Annotated in this window: 19 protein-coding genes; all 19 read right to left on the bottom strand. The window is 41.4% G+C overall.

Going from position 1 to position 16,375, the window contains the following annotated elements; translation table 11 throughout:
* Nucleotides 1-79 precede the first annotated feature (79 nt).
* Nucleotides 80-1,309: a beta-ketoacyl-ACP synthase gene (locus AAEZ22_RS06810; RefSeq protein ID WP_197182311.1), complete on the bottom strand. Its 1,230-nt coding sequence runs from the start codon at nucleotides 1,307-1,309 to the stop codon at nucleotides 80-82.
* Entirely contained in the window at nucleotides 1,309-2,034 is a 726-nt protein-coding gene (locus AAEZ22_RS06805) for a 3-ketoacyl-ACP reductase FabG2 (RefSeq protein ID WP_086995832.1), read from the bottom strand. The genes AAEZ22_RS06810 and AAEZ22_RS06805 overlap by 1 nt, the downstream gene beginning before the upstream one ends.
* Nucleotides 2,031-2,501 (bottom strand): hotdog family protein, encoded by a 471-nt coding sequence (locus AAEZ22_RS06800; protein WP_225740935.1) that lies wholly within the window; start codon nucleotides 2,499-2,501, stop codon nucleotides 2,031-2,033. The genes AAEZ22_RS06805 and AAEZ22_RS06800 overlap by 4 nt, the downstream gene beginning before the upstream one ends.
* A complete protein-coding gene (locus AAEZ22_RS06795; protein ID WP_197182310.1) occupies nucleotides 2,494-3,666 on the bottom strand; it encodes a beta-ketoacyl-ACP synthase in 1,173 nt (390 codons plus the stop codon). Before AAEZ22_RS06795 ends, AAEZ22_RS06800 begins: the two co-directional genes overlap by 8 nt.
* Nucleotides 3,663-4,082 carry a DUF3261 domain-containing protein gene (locus AAEZ22_RS06790; protein WP_231613330.1) on the bottom strand — a complete coding sequence of 140 codons (420 nt, stop codon included), beginning with the start codon at nucleotides 4,080-4,082 and terminating at the stop codon, nucleotides 3,663-3,665. Before AAEZ22_RS06790 ends, AAEZ22_RS06795 begins: the two co-directional genes overlap by 4 nt.
* A gap of 156 nt (nucleotides 4,083-4,238) precedes the next feature.
* Nucleotides 4,239-5,534 (bottom strand): NAD(P)/FAD-dependent oxidoreductase, encoded by a 1,296-nt coding sequence (locus AAEZ22_RS06785; RefSeq protein ID WP_011330030.1) that lies wholly within the window; start codon nucleotides 5,532-5,534, stop codon nucleotides 4,239-4,241.
* 1 nt (nucleotide 5,535) lies between these two features.
* The gene (locus AAEZ22_RS06780) at nucleotides 5,536-7,797 is read right to left on the bottom strand and encodes an MMPL family transporter (RefSeq protein ID WP_197182309.1); all 2,262 of its coding nucleotides are present in this window, start codon (nucleotides 7,795-7,797) and stop codon (nucleotides 5,536-5,538) included.
* A gap of 40 nt (nucleotides 7,798-7,837) precedes the next feature.
* Nucleotides 7,838-8,377 carry an outer membrane lipoprotein carrier protein LolA gene (locus AAEZ22_RS06775; protein ID WP_011330028.1) on the bottom strand — a complete coding sequence of 180 codons (540 nt, stop codon included), beginning with the start codon at nucleotides 8,375-8,377 and terminating at the stop codon, nucleotides 7,838-7,840.
* 21 nt (nucleotides 8,378-8,398) lie between these two features.
* The gene (locus AAEZ22_RS06770) at nucleotides 8,399-8,827 is read right to left on the bottom strand and encodes an acyl-CoA thioesterase (RefSeq protein WP_011330027.1); all 429 of its coding nucleotides are present in this window, start codon (nucleotides 8,825-8,827) and stop codon (nucleotides 8,399-8,401) included.
* Complete coding sequence (locus tag AAEZ22_RS06765; protein ID WP_011330026.1) at nucleotides 8,820-10,364, bottom strand: HAL/PAL/TAL family ammonia-lyase; 1,545 nt, start codon at nucleotides 10,362-10,364, stop codon at nucleotides 8,820-8,822. The genes AAEZ22_RS06770 and AAEZ22_RS06765 overlap by 8 nt, the downstream gene beginning before the upstream one ends.
* A gap of 2 nt (nucleotides 10,365-10,366) precedes the next feature.
* Nucleotides 10,367-11,326: a lysophospholipid acyltransferase family protein gene (locus tag AAEZ22_RS06760; RefSeq protein ID WP_197182308.1), complete on the bottom strand. Its 960-nt coding sequence runs from the start codon at nucleotides 11,324-11,326 to the stop codon at nucleotides 10,367-10,369.
* Entirely contained in the window at nucleotides 11,316-12,065 is a 750-nt protein-coding gene (locus tag AAEZ22_RS06755; protein ID WP_011330024.1) for a glycosyltransferase family 2 protein, read from the bottom strand. Before AAEZ22_RS06755 ends, AAEZ22_RS06760 begins: the two co-directional genes overlap by 11 nt.
* A complete protein-coding gene (locus tag AAEZ22_RS06750) occupies nucleotides 12,066-12,425 on the bottom strand; it encodes an ApeI family dehydratase (RefSeq protein ID WP_011330023.1) in 360 nt (119 codons plus the stop codon).
* Entirely contained in the window at nucleotides 12,409-13,788 is a 1,380-nt protein-coding gene (locus AAEZ22_RS06745) for an AMP-binding protein (protein WP_197182307.1), read from the bottom strand. The genes AAEZ22_RS06750 and AAEZ22_RS06745 overlap by 17 nt, the downstream gene beginning before the upstream one ends.
* Entirely contained in the window at nucleotides 13,781-14,347 is a 567-nt protein-coding gene (locus tag AAEZ22_RS06740) for a COG4648 family protein (protein WP_197182306.1), read from the bottom strand. The genes AAEZ22_RS06745 and AAEZ22_RS06740 overlap by 8 nt, the downstream gene beginning before the upstream one ends.
* A gap of 4 nt (nucleotides 14,348-14,351) precedes the next feature.
* Nucleotides 14,352-14,597: an acyl carrier protein gene (locus AAEZ22_RS06735; protein WP_011330020.1), complete on the bottom strand. Its 246-nt coding sequence runs from the start codon at nucleotides 14,595-14,597 to the stop codon at nucleotides 14,352-14,354.
* A 25-nt stretch (nucleotides 14,598-14,622) separates the two neighbouring features.
* The gene (locus AAEZ22_RS06730) at nucleotides 14,623-14,880 is read right to left on the bottom strand and encodes a phosphopantetheine-binding protein (RefSeq protein ID WP_011330019.1); all 258 of its coding nucleotides are present in this window, start codon (nucleotides 14,878-14,880) and stop codon (nucleotides 14,623-14,625) included.
* Complete coding sequence (locus AAEZ22_RS06725; RefSeq protein WP_011330018.1) at nucleotides 14,877-15,662, bottom strand: lysophospholipid acyltransferase family protein; 786 nt, start codon at nucleotides 15,660-15,662, stop codon at nucleotides 14,877-14,879. The genes AAEZ22_RS06730 and AAEZ22_RS06725 overlap by 4 nt, the downstream gene beginning before the upstream one ends.
* On the bottom strand, nucleotides 15,655-16,368 hold the full coding sequence (locus AAEZ22_RS06720) for a beta-ketoacyl synthase chain length factor (RefSeq protein WP_182683631.1): 714 nt from the start codon (nucleotides 16,366-16,368) through the stop codon (nucleotides 15,655-15,657). The genes AAEZ22_RS06725 and AAEZ22_RS06720 overlap by 8 nt, the downstream gene beginning before the upstream one ends.
* Between the last annotated feature and the right edge of the window lie 7 nt (nucleotides 16,369-16,375).

The following is a 16,375-nucleotide window of genomic DNA, read 5'->3' as shown; positions in this document are numbered from 1 at the left end:
TGCGGCCACATTATCAAGGGTCGCAAATTATACAGTAAAAAAGTGCTAACAGTTAGTCATTACTTTACTTTTGCATGGTTTAATCTGTTTTATAGCGTTTAAATATTAAAGAGGTATTAATACCGCCAAAAGCAAAGTTATTACTCATTACATAATCGGTGTTAATTTCTCGCCCTTGCTCTGTTATGTAGTCAAGTTGAGCGCACTCGTTATCCACCTCGGTGAGGTTTATTGTGGGGGCAAACCAGTTATCATTCATCATACTAATCGTCGCCCACGCTTCAATAGCACCGCATGCGCCCAAAGTGTGGCCTAAATAACTTTTTAAAGAGCTAATGGGTTTTGCCCCTAATGCGTTAAAAGTGGCATGCGACTCTGCTATATCGCCTCGATCGGTTGAGGTGCCATGCGCACTTACATAACCAATTTGCTGGGCGGTTAAATTTGCATCGTGTAGGGCTTGTTCAATCGCTATTTGCATTGTTTTAGAGGTAGGTTGAGTAACATGCTCACCATCACTATTACAACCAAAACCAACCACCTCTGCCAGTATAGTGGCACCGCGCGCTTTTGCGTGTTCATACTCTTCTAAAATCAGTGTGCCAGCACCTTCGCCAATCACTAATCCATCACGGTCTTTATCAAATGGCCTGGGGGTTAACTTGGGTGTGTCGTTTTTTGTGCTGGTAGCATATAAGGTATCAAATACTGCGGCTTCGGTAATACATAACTCCTCTGCACCACCAGCAACCATCACCTTTTGACGACCAAATTTTATTGCTTCATAGGCATAACCAATACCTTGTGAGCCTGAGGTACAAGCTGAGCTTGTGGTGATCACTCGCCCTTTTAAGCCAAAAAACACTCCAACATTAACCGGAGCAGTATGCGCCATCATTTGAATATAACTAGTGGCTGTTACCCCAGACATAGAGCCCGACTCCATCATATTAGCAAACGCGAGTAACGGCGGGGTTGACCCTATAGATGAACCATAAGAAACCCCCGTAGAGCCATCGGTTAAGCTACTATGATTGAGTAACTGGGCTTGCTCTAACGCGCACTCTGTAGCGCGTGTTGACATAAGCGCCACTCGCCCCATTGAGCGTATTTGTTTACGTTTATAATGACTCGGTCGCTCAAAATGAGTAACCGGCGCCGCTAAACGCGTATTAAGCTCTGGTGCTTTGTCCCACTGTGGCATAGTGGTCACTGCATTTTCGCCTCTGATCAGTGCTTGTTTAAATACCGACCATTCATCGCCAAGTGCGGTGATCACCGACATACCTGTCACTACAACGCGTTTCATTACACCATACCACCGTTAACTGAAATGACTTGGCGGGTAATGTAGGCCGCATCATCTGAGATTAAAAATGCCACAGTACCCGCAACTTCCTCTACTGTGCCCATACGCTTAAGCGGGATCATTTTTAGCATTTCGTCTACCGGTAACTCGTCAGTCATTGCGGTTTCTATTAACCCAGGTGCAACGCAGTTTACGGTTATTTTTCGCTTAGCCAACTCTAACGACAACGCTTTTGTAGCGCCAATAATACCGGCTTTTGCTGCACTGTAATTTACTTGCCCACGGTTACCGGCAATGCCCGATACAGAAGCCATGGTTACAATACGCCCACCTTTACGGTTTTGCACCATAGGCATTACCGTGGGGTGCACCACATTATAAAAGCCATCAAGCCCGGTACGAATAACACAATCCCAGTCCTCGCCTTGCATAGCCGGAAACGCCATATCATTGGTAATACCTGCGTTACATACCACGCCATAATAAGCACCATGCTGGGCTATGTCTTGCTCTATTTGTGCTTTGGCGGCGGCTCTGTCGCATACATCAAATTGTAATAAGCTAGTAGCTTGGCCTAATGCCTGTATTGCTGCGCAAGTTGCTTGTGCATCTGCCACACCACTTTTACAATGCACTGTAATGTCATACCCTTGGGATGCTAATTTAAGCGCAATAGCCCTGCCTATGCCACGGCTTGAACCTGTGACTAAAATTCGTTTTGTCATTGATTATCTCTTATAAATTCCAGCGGATTTTCGGGCTGAAAAACATTAATTTTTGCTTCACATGCTAATGTATCGCCGTGGATTATTTGGCATTCAAACACACTCAATCCCGACTCTTCTTGATATAGCTTATGCACTTTAATAGTTAAACTACTATTAACTTTAAAACACGCTTGATGGGTTTGATATTTACGCGTACCAATTAAAAAGCCTATTTTAGGAGGCTCATTTGCATCGTTTGCTAATGCGCCTGCGTAAGCGGCTATTGACTGCGCCATATACTCAACCCCAATATAACTGGGTACACCGGCAATATCGGCATTATAAAACGCACTTTGCGGTGTAATCGTTACCTGGCAACGCGCACTCTCGGCGCTATAATGCGTTAAAGTGTCAATTAAAATCATTGGTGCGTCGTGGGCAAGCAACTGCTCAATTGCGTAATGATTACTGCTCAGCTCATTCATTGGCAATACCTAAAATTAAACTGGCGTTATTGCCACCAAAGGCAAATGAGTTTGACAAGCAGTAACGCAATTTGGGCTTAAATGCTTGTTTTATTATTTTTACATCGGCCAAGTTACCGCCTGTTGATAATACGTTATACGGCAATGCATACTGGCCTTGCTCTTTAAGAAGTAGCCAGCATAGCGCGGCTTCAATTGCGCCTGCAGCTCCTAAGGTATGCCCAGTTAAGTGCTTGCTTGAGCTAAGTGGCGTATTGTTGCCAAACACACGATTAATTGCAAGTGCCTCCATTTCATCATTTTTTAGCGTTGCGGTACCGTGTGCATTTATGTAGTCAATTTCATGGGCAGCTAATTGCGCTTGTTTTAGTGCTTTTTGCATTGCAGATTGCGCGCCCATACCATTGGGATCGGGCGCTGAAATATGATGTGCATCAGAGCTTTCGCCGCCACCGTACAGTGCAATTGCTTTATCTGTAATTGCGCTTACGCCTTTACTCATTACAAATAATGCTGCGCCTTCACCAATATTAATGCCGTCTCGGTTACTTGAAAACGGCTGGCAAACTCCGCTACTTAACGACGCTAACGAATCAAAACCATTGAGAGTAAGTTGGCATAGGGTGTCAACGCCACCGCATATAACAACATCGGCCATATCAGCTTTTAGCAGTGCGCGGGCACTTAGTAATGCTTTTGCGCTTGATGTACAGGCTGTAGAAATACTATAACAGGGTCCCTTTGCATCAAGCTTTTGCGCAATATAGTGTGCTGGGGTGGCAAGTTCTTGGTCATAATAATGAAAGTCATTTGGCCATTGCGCTGTGTGTTCAAAATGAGCACGAGCCCGTTCACCATCTGCAATACCCGAAGTACTCGTGCCTAACACCACCGCAATACGGGATTTATCGATATGCGAAAATTGCTCAATAGTTGTTTGTAGTTGCGCTAAACACATATCAATAAAGGTATTTATACGTTTTTTTTGCGCCAACGCAACCGAGGTTACTTGGCCAACATATAACGGCTGTTGTTGCGCGCTAAGTGTAGAATTTAGAGTTAATATAGGCGTTGCAGAGTTATAACTGTTTAAGCTATCGAGAGTTGCCTGCGGGCCTACTCCCATCGCACTAACAATACCTAAGTTATTTAGCCAATATGTCACTGAGTTACCTTTTTAAATATTATTTTATAATCACGTACAATATTATGCAGCGTAATTGCATCATCGTTATAGTCAATGGTGATCAGGGTTTTATGATTTTGTAGTACTTGTCTGTGTGTGCCTACTTGCTCCACCAGTGCGCCGCTCAGCTGCTCATTTATAAACGCAACAGGCCAATGTACTAAGGCAATGTCGGCCAATACATAAGCAGGATTTATATCGACGCCTACAAGCATTTTTTTAGCTTTAATTGGCTCTTTGGGTGATTTTTCAAGCTCTACAATTGGAAAGCCCTGGCTGGTCATCATCAGCAACTTGACCCCTCCCGCCTCATTAACCGCCAATTGCGATAACAAGGTATGCTGCTCTTGCCCAGTGGTAATAAATAACACTTGTTGCCAAGAGCGGCCATACATTGATGGCGCCATGCTATTTAAATTTAGGCTAGCCGCAGGTGCTATGCTTATAGCTGCACTGGAACTAAACTGACTCGCACAGGCTGACAGCACTATGCAGGTTAGCAATATCAAAGCACGCTGGAGTATTAGTTTAAGCATATTAATTTCAACATATTAGGTTCGGCACAGCTGAGCTAGCACATTTAAGCGGCGCTCACTTTGTGCAACAAATGGGTTACTCGTGTCCCATGCGTATCCGGCTAAAATTGCACTGATCATTTCTCGCACTTGTTTGTTTTGCTCTGTATGAAATATTACGTCTTGAAAGCGCGTATCGTACCAGCCTGTAACAAAAGTTCTAAAACAGTTAACTCCCGCTTGTAGCGGTTTTGCATAATGCTGCTCAAAGTCAATCGTCTCACCTTTTAAATACTGATCGACCAAAGGGGCAATTAAACTTGCTGATTTAAGCGCAATGGTTACTCCTGATGAAAACACCGGATCTAAAAACTCTCCCGCATTGCCTAATAGCGCAAAGTGCTGTCCATACAGCTTACTCACATTAGAGGAGTAGCCTGTTATGCTGCGAGCTGGCCCAATTAATTCGCGTTTAGCTAGCAGTGCTTTTAAATGTGGATCTTGCTCTAAAAAGCGATTTAACATTACCTCTGCTTCGTCGTCATTAAAACGCTCAGACTCTGCTACAACACCAATACTTGCGGTGCCATCACTAAAGGGAATTAGCCAATACCATATATCTCGGTGCTCTGGGTGTACGGTAATGAGGATTTTATTACGATCAAAATTTTCATCGCTAATATTATCTACAAAGTGGCTAAAATAAGCACTGCGTACCGGAAAGTTAGAAGGTAACTCTAAGTTTAGTAGTTTAGGTAATACTCGGCCAAAACCGCTGGCATCTAACACAAAGCGTGCTTGAACTTGGTAAGGCTGCTGCTGCGCGTCGTGTACTAATAAGGTTGCACCACCATTTTTATCGGTACTATCTTTATTGGTATTACCTTTATCGGAACTGTTTTCAAAAACATCAGTAACCTTGTAGTCTTTAACACTGTGCTGATAACGAATAACAGCCCCTTGCAGCTGTGCATTATCGGCTAGTAATTTATCAAACAGCCCTCTTTTCACTTGATAAGTAGTACCTGGCCCTGGTGATGATTTTTCGGTAAAATTAATAGCGGTATTTTCACCCGCTCGATGAAACGCAGCGCCGTTTTTAAACTGAAACCCCAAACTAGCAGCGTGTTCATGCAATGGAGCGACTAAATTAGCGTCGGCCAAATACTCCATACATTGCGGTAACAAGCTCTCACCTATAGTAAAGCGCGGAAAAATCTGTTGCTCAAGTACTAATACTCGCCAGCCTTTTTGCACTAAAAGGCTACTTGCAAGTGCGCCAGAGGGGCCCGCACCAATTACAACAACATCAAACTGCTCAGGGTTATTCACTTTATCCTTCCTTTTGCGAGGGTAATACACTCAGCGGCGATAAAATATATACCGCTAAAATCCCTACCATTACGGTAAGTCCAAAACTAAAAATAGCAGGGGTGCTTGAGGCACTTAACATACCAAACACCCACATAGAAGACGCTGCAGATAAACTAATTGCCAATATATTTTTTGGCTGTAACTTATTTATTTGATAAAAAACAAGGTAGTCAATAGCTAAGGCTACCACTAGCAACGCGCCCAACATGTTAAATAACGACAGGCTGCCTTGAATTGCATTACACACCCACAGCATGCTAACAACCACTAATAACAAGCTTAACAGTTGTAAAGTGGCAATTTTTACGCCAAAACGCCAACTAAAAAGTAACCAACTAATGGCCCCTGCAAGCACTAAACTTAACAATAAGTATGCTCGGTAATCGCTTAATAACGCACTAATTTGCTGCGGTTTATTATATAGCAATAAGCCATCATCTTCTAAAAGCGCGGCGCTTAAGCTCTGTGTATTAATATTGGTAATTGTCATCCAGGTTATGGCTTGCTGCGGCTCAACATGCATTTGCGCTAACAATAAGGGTTTAAAATCGCTATTTAATAATGCGTTATAGGTAATAAATTGCGCGGGGCCGCTACTTAATTGCCGCCCAGTTAATTGCTCGCTTAGTGCAAATACACCACTTTTTTTAGCTTGATTAAACACCGCTAAATTATTTTTTTGCTGCTCAATACTAGGCAGCCATCGGTTAATGGCATTGTGTTTAATATGCGGGTTACTCGCGGTTAAATTGCTAACTAACCGCTGTTGTTTTTGTAACACGTGTTGTGCATTGTCGCCAATAATAAATACTATATGGCTGCGCCATTGATCCAGTAAAGTTAAGTGTTTTTTTTCACTTGCCATTAGCTGCTCAGAGCTGGCATTAAGCAATCTAATATCATCATTAAACTCAATCGGTTTTAATATCAATAAGCTTGCAAGCACTATACTTAGCGCAATAAACAGTGGTTTTTTTATTTTATTACAGTACAAAAACACCCGCGTTATTTTTTTACTGAGTAATAAACTCGATGTCGATACACGCAGTGTTTGCTGCCAAAATGGTAAAATTAACACAGTAAACAACCATGCACTAAATAAGCCAGCTATAACAAACACAGCCACTTGCGCTAATAAGGTTAACGGTGCACCTAATAAGCAGCTGTAGCCTAATGCGGTCGTAATAAAAGAGAGTAATAACGCCGATTTCACCCCTTTGCTATAGCCGTTAGAAGAGGCTTGCTGTGCAGTTTCATTTGCTACTTTGGCTAAATCAGTCATGCCATGAAAGGCGTAATCAATTGCAATGCCTATTAGGGTTACGGCAAATACCAAGGTTAATAAGTGAATGCTGTTAAACACCAATAACATAACAATAGCGCCGCCCATTAATGCGCTAAGCACTGTAAAGCTCGCTAATAAAATACTGCTAAGCGCCCTAAATACCCAAAACACCATTACCATTAGTGCCATTAGGCTAATGCCACCAAACAAACTCATTTCGTATTTTGCTTGTTGGGCATTTTCAGCCGTATGAAACAGCACCCCTGAATAAGAAATAGTGGTATTTGGGTACGCTTTACTTAGAGTGTTTATTTGCGTTTTAATTTTAGCAGCTAAGCTAATTGCATTATTAATGCTCAAGTTTGGCTCTGGCAGTGTGGCAAAAAGCATTGCATATTCAACCCCCTCATACTGGCGAGTGAGGCGGTTTTGTTTAATAGTAAAAACTTGGCTTTGGCTTAAGTTTTCGCTAATAAAGCCAGCTAAACTTAAACTAATATCAGTACTTAATGTAGCACTAACAAATGGCGATCCTAACTGATTTAATTGCTGCAGGTAAAACTGCTCAAAGCTGGCTTTGTCTGCTATTTTTTGCTTATAGGGCTTACTTAATAGTGCATATTTATAAGGCGCAAATGTGGTTGTTAAAGCGTTTATAGAGGGAAAATTAAATGTGCTTGTTATACCTTGCTGCTCAAGCCAATTGTTAAATTCATCGTGGGCGTTATTTTTTTGCTCACCAGCAAATGAAAACACCACACGGTGGGCATTTTTTTCAAAAAACAGCTGTTCGCCATAAGCTAATTGAGAATGCGATTTTGGCAGCAAACTAAACATATCAGCACTAAATGTAGGTTTAGTCAGCCAAAATATACTGGTTAAAAGCAAAATTAAACCACTAAACCAAATAAAAACAATGCCAATTCGTTTCTTCAATCCACTATTCCATTAATTAACTATTTAAACGATTGAGCCGTTAAGGCTGCTCAGGGTAACTAAACTCAATAGTTGTTTTACTACCTGAATGCTCATAAAGGATGATGCTGTGTACTGTTTTATCACTTTCACACAAAGTAAAGTGGCTAAATAATTGCTGTAACAACGCTTCTTTTGGGGTTAGTTGCAGGCAATTGTTTTGCGCTTTTATACTAAAGCGTGTTGCAAGGGCGCTCATATCTACACTGAGTAAGTCAGTTAAAAGCCCTACAAACTGCTCACTGCCTGGCTGTGGTACAAACTCCCCTTTAGCATTTTCAACCAATACCTGGCCATTTTCTACAATCAATGCGCTTTTTACCGGTTGTTCTACTTGCCATACTAGCTTTTTGGCATTTAGAGAAAACACTCCAGAGGAGACGAACGGCGATGCAAAACCAGCAAGTTGTTTATATTGTTTAAACTCACCCGTTACTGTATCAGCCTTTAATGTGGTATTTACCTGCGATACAGTGTTTGCTTGCAATGCACTACAAAATAGCAGCAATACGCTGGTTATAAATAATTTAAACATTGTCATTCCTTCTCCTTTAATTGCCAGCTACTTTAAAAAAGGGGCTAGTTTTTCATAAAGTATTGGGGGTGAAACAAATTGCATTTCTTTGGAGCTAATTTCTACCGCCACTTGTGTAGTGGACGCCTTGGTAATGCGCTTATTACTGATTGCATCGGTAATAACATAATCAATACGTAAGCGGTTTTCATACTCTTTTAAATACGCTGCCACTTTAATTTTTTGTGTAAATACAGCTGATGCTACGTATTTAATTTGCATATCAACAATGGGCCACGCAAATCCAGAGTCTTTCATTTGCAGGTAGTCGTAGTCAAATATTCTGAGTAACTCACAACGAGCAATTTCTAAATAGCGTGGGTAATTACCATGCCACACTACATTCATTGGATCGCAATCATGAAAAGGGATTTCTATTTCTACGCTGTGCGAAAGTAATGCGCCTTTATTATTCATAAAGCGCCCAGCGTTTGCTTTGAATATAGCTAATAGTTTGTCTTAGCACCGCTTCCATTGGTCTGTCTTCGGTCAGGTTTTCAAAGTAACCTGTTATATCGCTATACATATGCTGCATATCGTCAGTTAAACTCGTAAATTCTAATTCGCCTTGTTTAATTCGCAGCCTTAACCCTTGAATAGCGGCTAATAAGGTACTGGCCATCACTTGCTCGGTAAGCTGTAAAATACGTAAACAATCGCGCGAGGCTATGGTACCCATACTTACTTTGTCTTGATTGTGACACTCGGTAGAGCGCGAAAATACACTGGCAGGCATAGTTAATTTTAATGCCTCGGCAGTATAAGCACTGGCACCAATTTGTACCGCTTTAAAACCATGATTTATATAACGACGCTCAGGGGCACTGTCGGATAAATTAGACGCCAAACCATTGTTATATTTAGTATCAACCAAGGAGGCTATTTGTCGATCGGCTAAATCAGCTAAGTTAGCTACTGCGGTTTTCATGCTGTCCATTGCCATGGCAATGTGGCCGCCATAAAAATGCCCGCCGTGCAGTACATGCTCCCCTTCGCCATCAATAATTGGGTTGTCGTTGGCTGAGTTTAATTCGTTTTCGATCATTTGCCTAAAAAACGGCAAGCTGTCTTGCAGCACACCAATAACATGCGGTGCACAGCGAATTGAGTAGCGATCTTGCAGGCGGTCGGCATTACGTGGATGGTCGTGATGATTTAAATCATCTCTGATCCAACGTGCTATTTGCTGCTGCCCTGGGTGAGGTTTTACCGAGAATAAAATTTCATCAAAATGATGGCTATTTCCTTTGAGCGCTAAGCTAGCAATGGCGGTAATACGACTGGCTAATTTGGCTAAATAATTGGCTCTGTCGAAGGCTAAGCAGGCTAATGCGGTCATTACCGCGGTGCCATTCATTATTGCAAGGCCTTCTTTTGGGCGCAGCACGAGCGGCGTTAAGCCAACTTCTTGCATTACCGCTAAGCTATTACGTACGGTGTCTTTATAATATACGTCGCGCTCGCCTATCATAGCACCAGCAACATAAGATAATGGCGTTAAGTCGCCACTGGCACCTACCGATCCCTCTTGAGGAATAACCGGTACAATATCGTGATTTAAGTAGTCGCGCAGTAAATTCAGCATTTCCCAGCTAATACCCGAGTAGCCTTGCGATAAAGACGTAAGCCGCGTGGCTAAAATTGCTCGTCCTTGTACTTTATTAAATACATCGCCTAGTCCACATCCATGAAATCGCGTTAAATGTAGGGGGAGTTCATCTACTAAATTTAATGGTACTGCTACGGTTACTGAGTCGCCATAACCGGTCGTTACACCGTAAATAACGCCGTCTTCTTTTAATAATGTATCTAAAAAACTCAGCGCACTATTAATTTTGCTACTAAATTCGCTGCAACCACTAATTTGCACTTGGGTGTGGTTATGTGCAATATCAACAATGTTTTCGATTGATAATCGCTGCTGACCAAAAAGCTGTGTGTTTTGAACTGGCACTTCTATTTCTCCTTTGCTTGATCGCGGGCGACTTGCTGATCATTTTGCCAAAAATCGTAAAAATTAAACCATTGATAAGGATATTGCGCAGCATAGTGACCTAAACGCTGCGCATAGTCTGTAATTACTTGGTTTAAAATTGCCTGTCGCTGGGTGCGTGGCATTTTTAAGCTGTTGCTGTATTGCTCAAATATTACGTGGTACTTACTGCTTTGCTGATCTTTTAAACAAAACAAAAAATAAACTGGGCAATCAAGTAATGCCGCTAAAATAAAAGGTCCTTGAGAAAACGGGGCTGGCTTGTCTAAAAAAGGCACTTGCACAGAGCGCGCGGCAGTGGTGGTACTGGTGCGATCGCCAACAATAACAATAATTTCGCCTTGCTCAATTTTTTCTTTCAATAAAATAGCTAAACCTGGGCCTAAGTCAGTTACTTGAATTAAGTTAACCGCTACGTTGGGGTTAATTTTTTTCAGCATTTTATTAAATTCTACTGCATGATGAGTAAACACCAGCACGTTAATAACTTTGCCACTGCGATGTTGGCTAAGCGCTCGGCACACTTCTAAATTACCCAAATGCGAGCCAATAAAAATAGCCCCTTGGCGTTGCTCATTTAATTGGCTAAATAAATGCTCGTTGGTATATTCAATATCACTTAAGCTAATACGCCCAAGCCAACCATCTATTTTATCAAAGGCGCTGTCGGCAAAACTACAAAAGTGCTTTAGTTGCTGCTTAAGTGTCACGCTTTGCCTAGTGCCGGTGTACAAATTAACTTGCTGTAAAAACTGTTTTGAAGCAGCACGGGCAACCCTACCAGTAATAAAGAGATACACCACCACAGGAAACAAAATAAGCCACAGTCCTTTGCGACCCAGTATTTTATGTGTAAATAGCAGAGTTTGAATGCCTAAATAATTACCGCGCTCTTGCATTTTAGACCAATGTTTAACGGCCATAACGTCTCTTTAATTTGTGTGCTATAAGCCAAGGCGAGCGCACTAACATACCAAAAAATAATCGCGTATGTAGCCAAGATATACGCACGTTGTCGTGCAATGGCTGAAAGTGAGAAAGCCCATTTTCTGGATAGATCACTTGGCTAGGTAAAAATATAAACGGCACATTACGCCAATATAAACGCACTAATATTTCAGGATCAAAGTCCATCCGCTTGCCCAGCTTAACTTCTTTTAACAGTTTTTCGCAGGCTCCCAGCGGATACACTCTAAAGCCACACATAGAGTCAACAATTTCAAAACTAAGGGTTTCAATCCATACCCACACATGGGTTAAGTACCGTGCTAAATAGCGATGCTTAGGCACTGAAGCGTCGTATATTGGGCAACAGCTTACTAATGCCTGTGGATTGGCGTTTGACAGGCGCAAAAGCTGCGCTAAATCGGCCAAGTTATGTTGGCCGTCGGCATCAACTTGAATAGCATGGGAATACCCTTGCTGATACGCATAATGCAAACCGCTTTGTACCGCCCCACCTTTACCTTGGTTGTGCTCATGGGTAACAATGGTAAGTAACGGGTGCTGCTGTGTAAGTGCAGAAAACACTGCTTTAGCTGCCTCATTACTTGCATCATCTACCATAATAATTGGTAAGTTATATTCAGCTAGGCTGGTTAATACCGCCGCTATCACAGAGGTATGATTGTAGTTTGGAATGACAATACAAAACTTATTCATTTAAACAACACTTTCAAAAACAATTCGCCCAGACGCATGTTGCCCCTTAGCCGAGCGATAAGAAAACACATACTTATTAAGCGCTTTTTGCTCTATGGCTAATACCATAGTAAGGCCTGGCGTAATCACCACCTGGAACTTTAGCACTTCGACATTCTTTACCGCTAATTGAATATTATACTGCTTACAAATTGCAGCAACCGCCCAATCTAGCTGCACTACGCCTGCTAAAATAGGGCCGTCTTTAAAATGGCCATTAAAGTAATCTAAATCCTTGGGCACAAATAAACTTAATTGATAACCTTGCTCGGTTTGCTCACATTTAAGTAGTTGCGGCTGCGTTTTAATCAACTTTGTCAAAAAGGTGCTCCAATGCTTTTAAGTTTAATTTAGCTTGGCTGTTATAAGGTAACTGCTCTATAAAACGCCACTTTTTAGGCGTACAAATGCGCTCAAAACGCGTTAGTGCATGCTCTTTTAAAAGCTTATTAGTGGCTAATTTACTTTCACTTTGTAAATATTTTACCCCTTGCTGGCTAAGCACAACTACCGCACCTATTACTTGCCTTGCCCCAGGTAATACAATTACTTTAACGTCGTTTACCCACTCACTGCTTGCTAGGTGGTGTTCTAGTTCATCCAAACTGAGGCGTTTTTCTTCTAATTTTATGATTCGGTCTAATCGACCAAGCAGTTTAAATTGACCACTTTTAAGCACCAAACCTCTATCGTCAAGCGGGTAATCTTTGTGGTTCACTAACGGTGAATTTAAAAGGAGTCTATCGTTTGTGCCAACACTCATTTTTATACCTGAAAACGGCTGCCACGAGCTCACGTTTTCAAGCGAGGTAACTTGTCGATACGCTATACCACCGGTTTCGGTACTGCCAAACACTTGTGTTATTGGTTTATTTAACTGACTGAATAGCGATACTGCATCTTCGTTTGCCAGCGGCCCACCAGATGAAAATATCCATTGTAAGTGAGATTTTTGTTCAATTAATACGTTGTCTGCGCGTAATCGTTTTAGCTGTGCGGGGCTAGAAATTAACACCACTTGTTTAGCGCCCTTGAGCTTGGCGGCTATATGCTCTGGGTAGTGCAGTAAATCGGTATCAACGACATGTCCGGTACTAAGTGGCCATAACAACCTAAATAGCAGCCCGTAAATATGCTGATGCGATACGCTAGCAATAAACATTGGCATACATTTTAACGCATAACTGCTTGATAAAATGCTCAGCTCTTTGTTAATTGTTTGCCACGACTTTACAATTGGCTTAGCTTTACCTGTTGATCCCGAGGTGTAAAACACCAAGTTCCCTTCTTTGGGCCAAACAAGTTGCGCTAAAGGAAAAAAGCCAGGCTGTTCAGGCAAGTTTTCTATATTGATAAAGTCAATACCCAGTGGTTCAACAAGCTCTGAGTCACCTAAAAAACAAGGTGTTTGCTGTAGTAAGGCTTTGAGTGTTTCGGGTTGACCATTAGGTGGCAGTATAACCGTGCAACCGCGCAAGGTGAGTGCCATTAAACTCACCGCAAACTTATAAGTGTTAGTGCTATATAACACCACAGATGTGGGCGCTGTGGCCGGTGAATACTTAGCTAATAGCCGATTAACATCGCTAACAAACTGGCGTTGTGTCACTGCCTTATTTTCATGATTAAAGCACACACTAACATTATTACTTTGAAATACTTTACTTTGAAAGGTACTAAACACGCGCTTTCCTTTTTACTTTTAGCCTGACTAGCCACTCTAAGGCAAACAACACGCCCATAGCTACATAGGCAATCACACCATTATAAAAAGCCCACACTGCCAAACTAGCAAACAGGCTGGTATATAAGGCAATACCACCATTAACTATAAAAAAAACGCACCACAACTGAGTTACTTTTTTAGTGTATTGCACACCTTGCTCATCGAGCTCAGGCTCAGTGATGCGGGCAAAGGTTTCTATTATTGATGGCCCTTTATAAAGTGAGTAGCTAAACACGAGCAACATCACAGTGTTAATAATCACCGGGTATAAACGTAAACCCACATCACTGTCGAACACTTTTGACAATACGATTGCTATCACAGCTAAAAATGTCGCTGGCTTTAACCACGGCATTTTGTCAAATAATGCTTTGCTTAACCACAAGCGTAGTGCAAGCAAAAATAATAATACGATCGCTACCAGTTGGCTATTAAACTGCGTCAGGCCCACATACACAATAACTGGGTAGCAGGCCAAACAAAGCATAATAAGGGTGGTTAACAAGGCTTTAAGCATTTATTTAGTTAACGAGCTTTTCTATTTCGCTAACTACATTTTGCACAGTACGTACTTGCTTAAATGCATCAGGATCAATTTTTTTACCGGTGATTTCTCTTAGTTTTACTACCAAGTCAACAGCGTCAATGCTGTCTAAATCAAGGTCTTGATATAAGTTGGCGTCTAGGTTTATGTCGGCTGGGTCTATCTCAAAATCGTTTTCTAAAATGCCGTGTAATACATCATAAATTTCAGCAGCGGTTTTCATTGTTATTCCTATATATTTTTATAATTTAAGAACGTGCTTGTTCTATAAAGTGTGCTAAAGAATTCACCGAGGCAAAGTGCGCTTTTGTTTGCTCTGAATTGGCATCTATTTTCACATCAAATTGTTTTTTTATTGCCAAACCAAGTTCTAGTGCATCTATGCTATCGAGCCCTAAACCATCAACAAATAATGCTTCATCATCAGCAATGTCTGCAGTTGTCATATCTTCTAGATCAAGGCTGGATATAATTAATTGTTTAATTTGTACTTTTAATTCAGTCATAAATTGCTCAGTTCTTCTGTAAAATAATGTTGTAAGCTGTTAGTTAAATGCCGAGATTGTATAGCGGGTGTGTCACTAACATAAGGCAGGTTACTGTTAAACTGCTTGCTGGCCAGCTGCAAGCTAAAGTGCGCTTGATAAGGCGCTACTTTATACCAAGGTGTACCCTTGGTTAAGGTATTAGGCTGCATTTTTATTAATACTGTAGCGATTGGCACATTACATCTAAGTGCTATATTGGCCGCTCCTCGTTTAAAATTAAGTGCAGTATGGGGCTGTGAACGTGTGCCTTCAGGAAAAACTATTAAGTTATTTCCTTTGCTTATACTGCGCTCACATTCACGTAATAAACCTTCTGGATCTTCGTTACTTATATAACCAGTACTTTTAATTACACCGCGCATAAAGGGGTTTTTAAATAAATGGGCTTTTACTACGCAATCTGCATTTTTAATCACAGATATAAGCACAACCACATCAATTAAAGAGGGGTGATTGGCAAGCACTAATTTTCCGTTTAAATTAGCAAGCTGGGTTTTGTCTTTAATATTAAAACGAATAACGCCTGTGTAATGCATTAATCCAACAAAAAATTTAAAACAGTAATGTACTGTCGCTCTTGCTCTGTTTTTACGGGTGTTTACATCTGCTTCTAATACGTTTTGCAGCGGAAAAACCACTAATGTTAGTACTAAACCACCTATGCCAAACACGCTAAAACAAACACCGGTTGCAAGCACACGCCAACAAAGCCCTGTTATTCTTATAATGTGTTTAATCATGGTAGGTAAGTTGCCAATGATGAGCCAGTGTAGTGTGGGTTAATATCGCACTTTTTTTATCGTGTAGGGCTTTAGCACCTTGCAGGCTCATTGGTAAGTTACTACTTTTTGCAGCAGGGTTAAGTACTTTATTTAAACTAAAACACGGCTCATTTGCTTGAGCAAGGCGCACTATCATAGCAATGGAATGAGTAATTTGTAGCTCGTCAGCAAATTGGTTATATATATCGGGGAGGATTTCATCGCTATGGACTACTAACATGTACGGCTCATTGCTATCAACAAGGCGAATGTAGGCCTCTACAATTGCACACATAAAACTCTCAGCCCCTGCTGCAATAGCATTCATTGCACTGGTATTACTTTTTATAATACTAAAAAGTCCGGCTGCGGCATTATGCACACTCAGGCCAAAACCTGTGGGCGATAATGGTTGCTGATTAACTATATCAACTAATAAATTGGCTGTTTTATGAAAGTCCCCGTGGCGCGATGAGAACACCGCCGATAAATTAGTATACTGATCAGCGCTACTTACTTGCTGAGCACTGTGTAATACCATTTTGCTAAAACGAGTCATACGCCGGCGTTGCATAGGTGCAACCCAATCAAGTGTTATAGGCGAGTTATCATACCAATGATCGCTTTCTATTTGTCGCTGTTCTGGCTGGATCCATGTAGCGAGTTGTTCAACAACAAATTTCACAAATATA

The organism is Pseudoalteromonas sp. 20-MNA-CIBAN-0454 (assembly GCF_040308685.1).
Taxonomy (GTDB): domain Bacteria; phylum Pseudomonadota; class Gammaproteobacteria; order Enterobacterales; family Alteromonadaceae; genus Pseudoalteromonas; species Pseudoalteromonas nigrifaciens.
Note: the sequence above shows the minus strand (reverse complement) of the source record. Positions and strands in the feature narration are given on the sequence as shown.

Bases quoted from the DNA above. Each gene is read 5' to 3' on its own strand.
- AAEZ22_RS06790 (WP_231613330.1), bottom strand. From the start codon at position 4,082: ATGTATGGCCGCTCTTGGCAACAAGTGTTATTTATTACCACTGGGCAA.
- AAEZ22_RS06725 (WP_011330018.1), bottom strand. From the start codon at position 15,662: ATGATTAAACACATTATAAGAATAACAGGGCTTTGTTGGCGTGTGCTT.
- AAEZ22_RS06760 (WP_197182308.1), bottom strand. From the start codon at position 11,326: ATGGCCGTTAAACATTGGTCTAAAATGCAAGAGCGCGGTAATTATTTA.
- AAEZ22_RS06770 (WP_011330027.1), bottom strand. From the start codon at position 8,827: ATGAATAATAAAGGCGCATTACTTTCGCACAGCGTAGAAATAGAAATC.
- AAEZ22_RS06735 (WP_011330020.1), bottom strand. From the start codon at position 14,597: ATGAAAACCGCTGCTGAAATTTATGATGTATTACACGGCATTTTAGAA.
- AAEZ22_RS06740 (WP_197182306.1), bottom strand. From the start codon at position 14,347: ATGCTTAAAGCCTTGTTAACCACCCTTATTATGCTTTGTTTGGCCTGC.
- AAEZ22_RS06730 (WP_011330019.1), bottom strand. From the start codon at position 14,880: ATGACTGAATTAAAAGTACAAATTAAACAATTAATTATATCCAGCCTT.
- AAEZ22_RS06810 (WP_197182311.1), bottom strand. From the start codon at position 1,309: ATGAAACGCGTTGTAGTGACAGGTATGTCGGTGATCACCGCACTTGGC.
- AAEZ22_RS06800 (WP_225740935.1), bottom strand. From the start codon at position 2,501: ATGAATGAGCTGAGCAGTAATCATTACGCAATTGAGCAGTTGCTTGCC.
- AAEZ22_RS06755 (WP_011330024.1), bottom strand. From the start codon at position 12,065: ATGAATAAGTTTTGTATTGTCATTCCAAACTACAATCATACCTCTGTG.
- AAEZ22_RS06805 (WP_086995832.1), bottom strand. From the start codon at position 2,034: ATGACAAAACGAATTTTAGTCACAGGTTCAAGCCGTGGCATAGGCAGG.
- AAEZ22_RS06775 (WP_011330028.1), bottom strand. From the start codon at position 8,377: ATGACAATGTTTAAATTATTTATAACCAGCGTATTGCTGCTATTTTGT.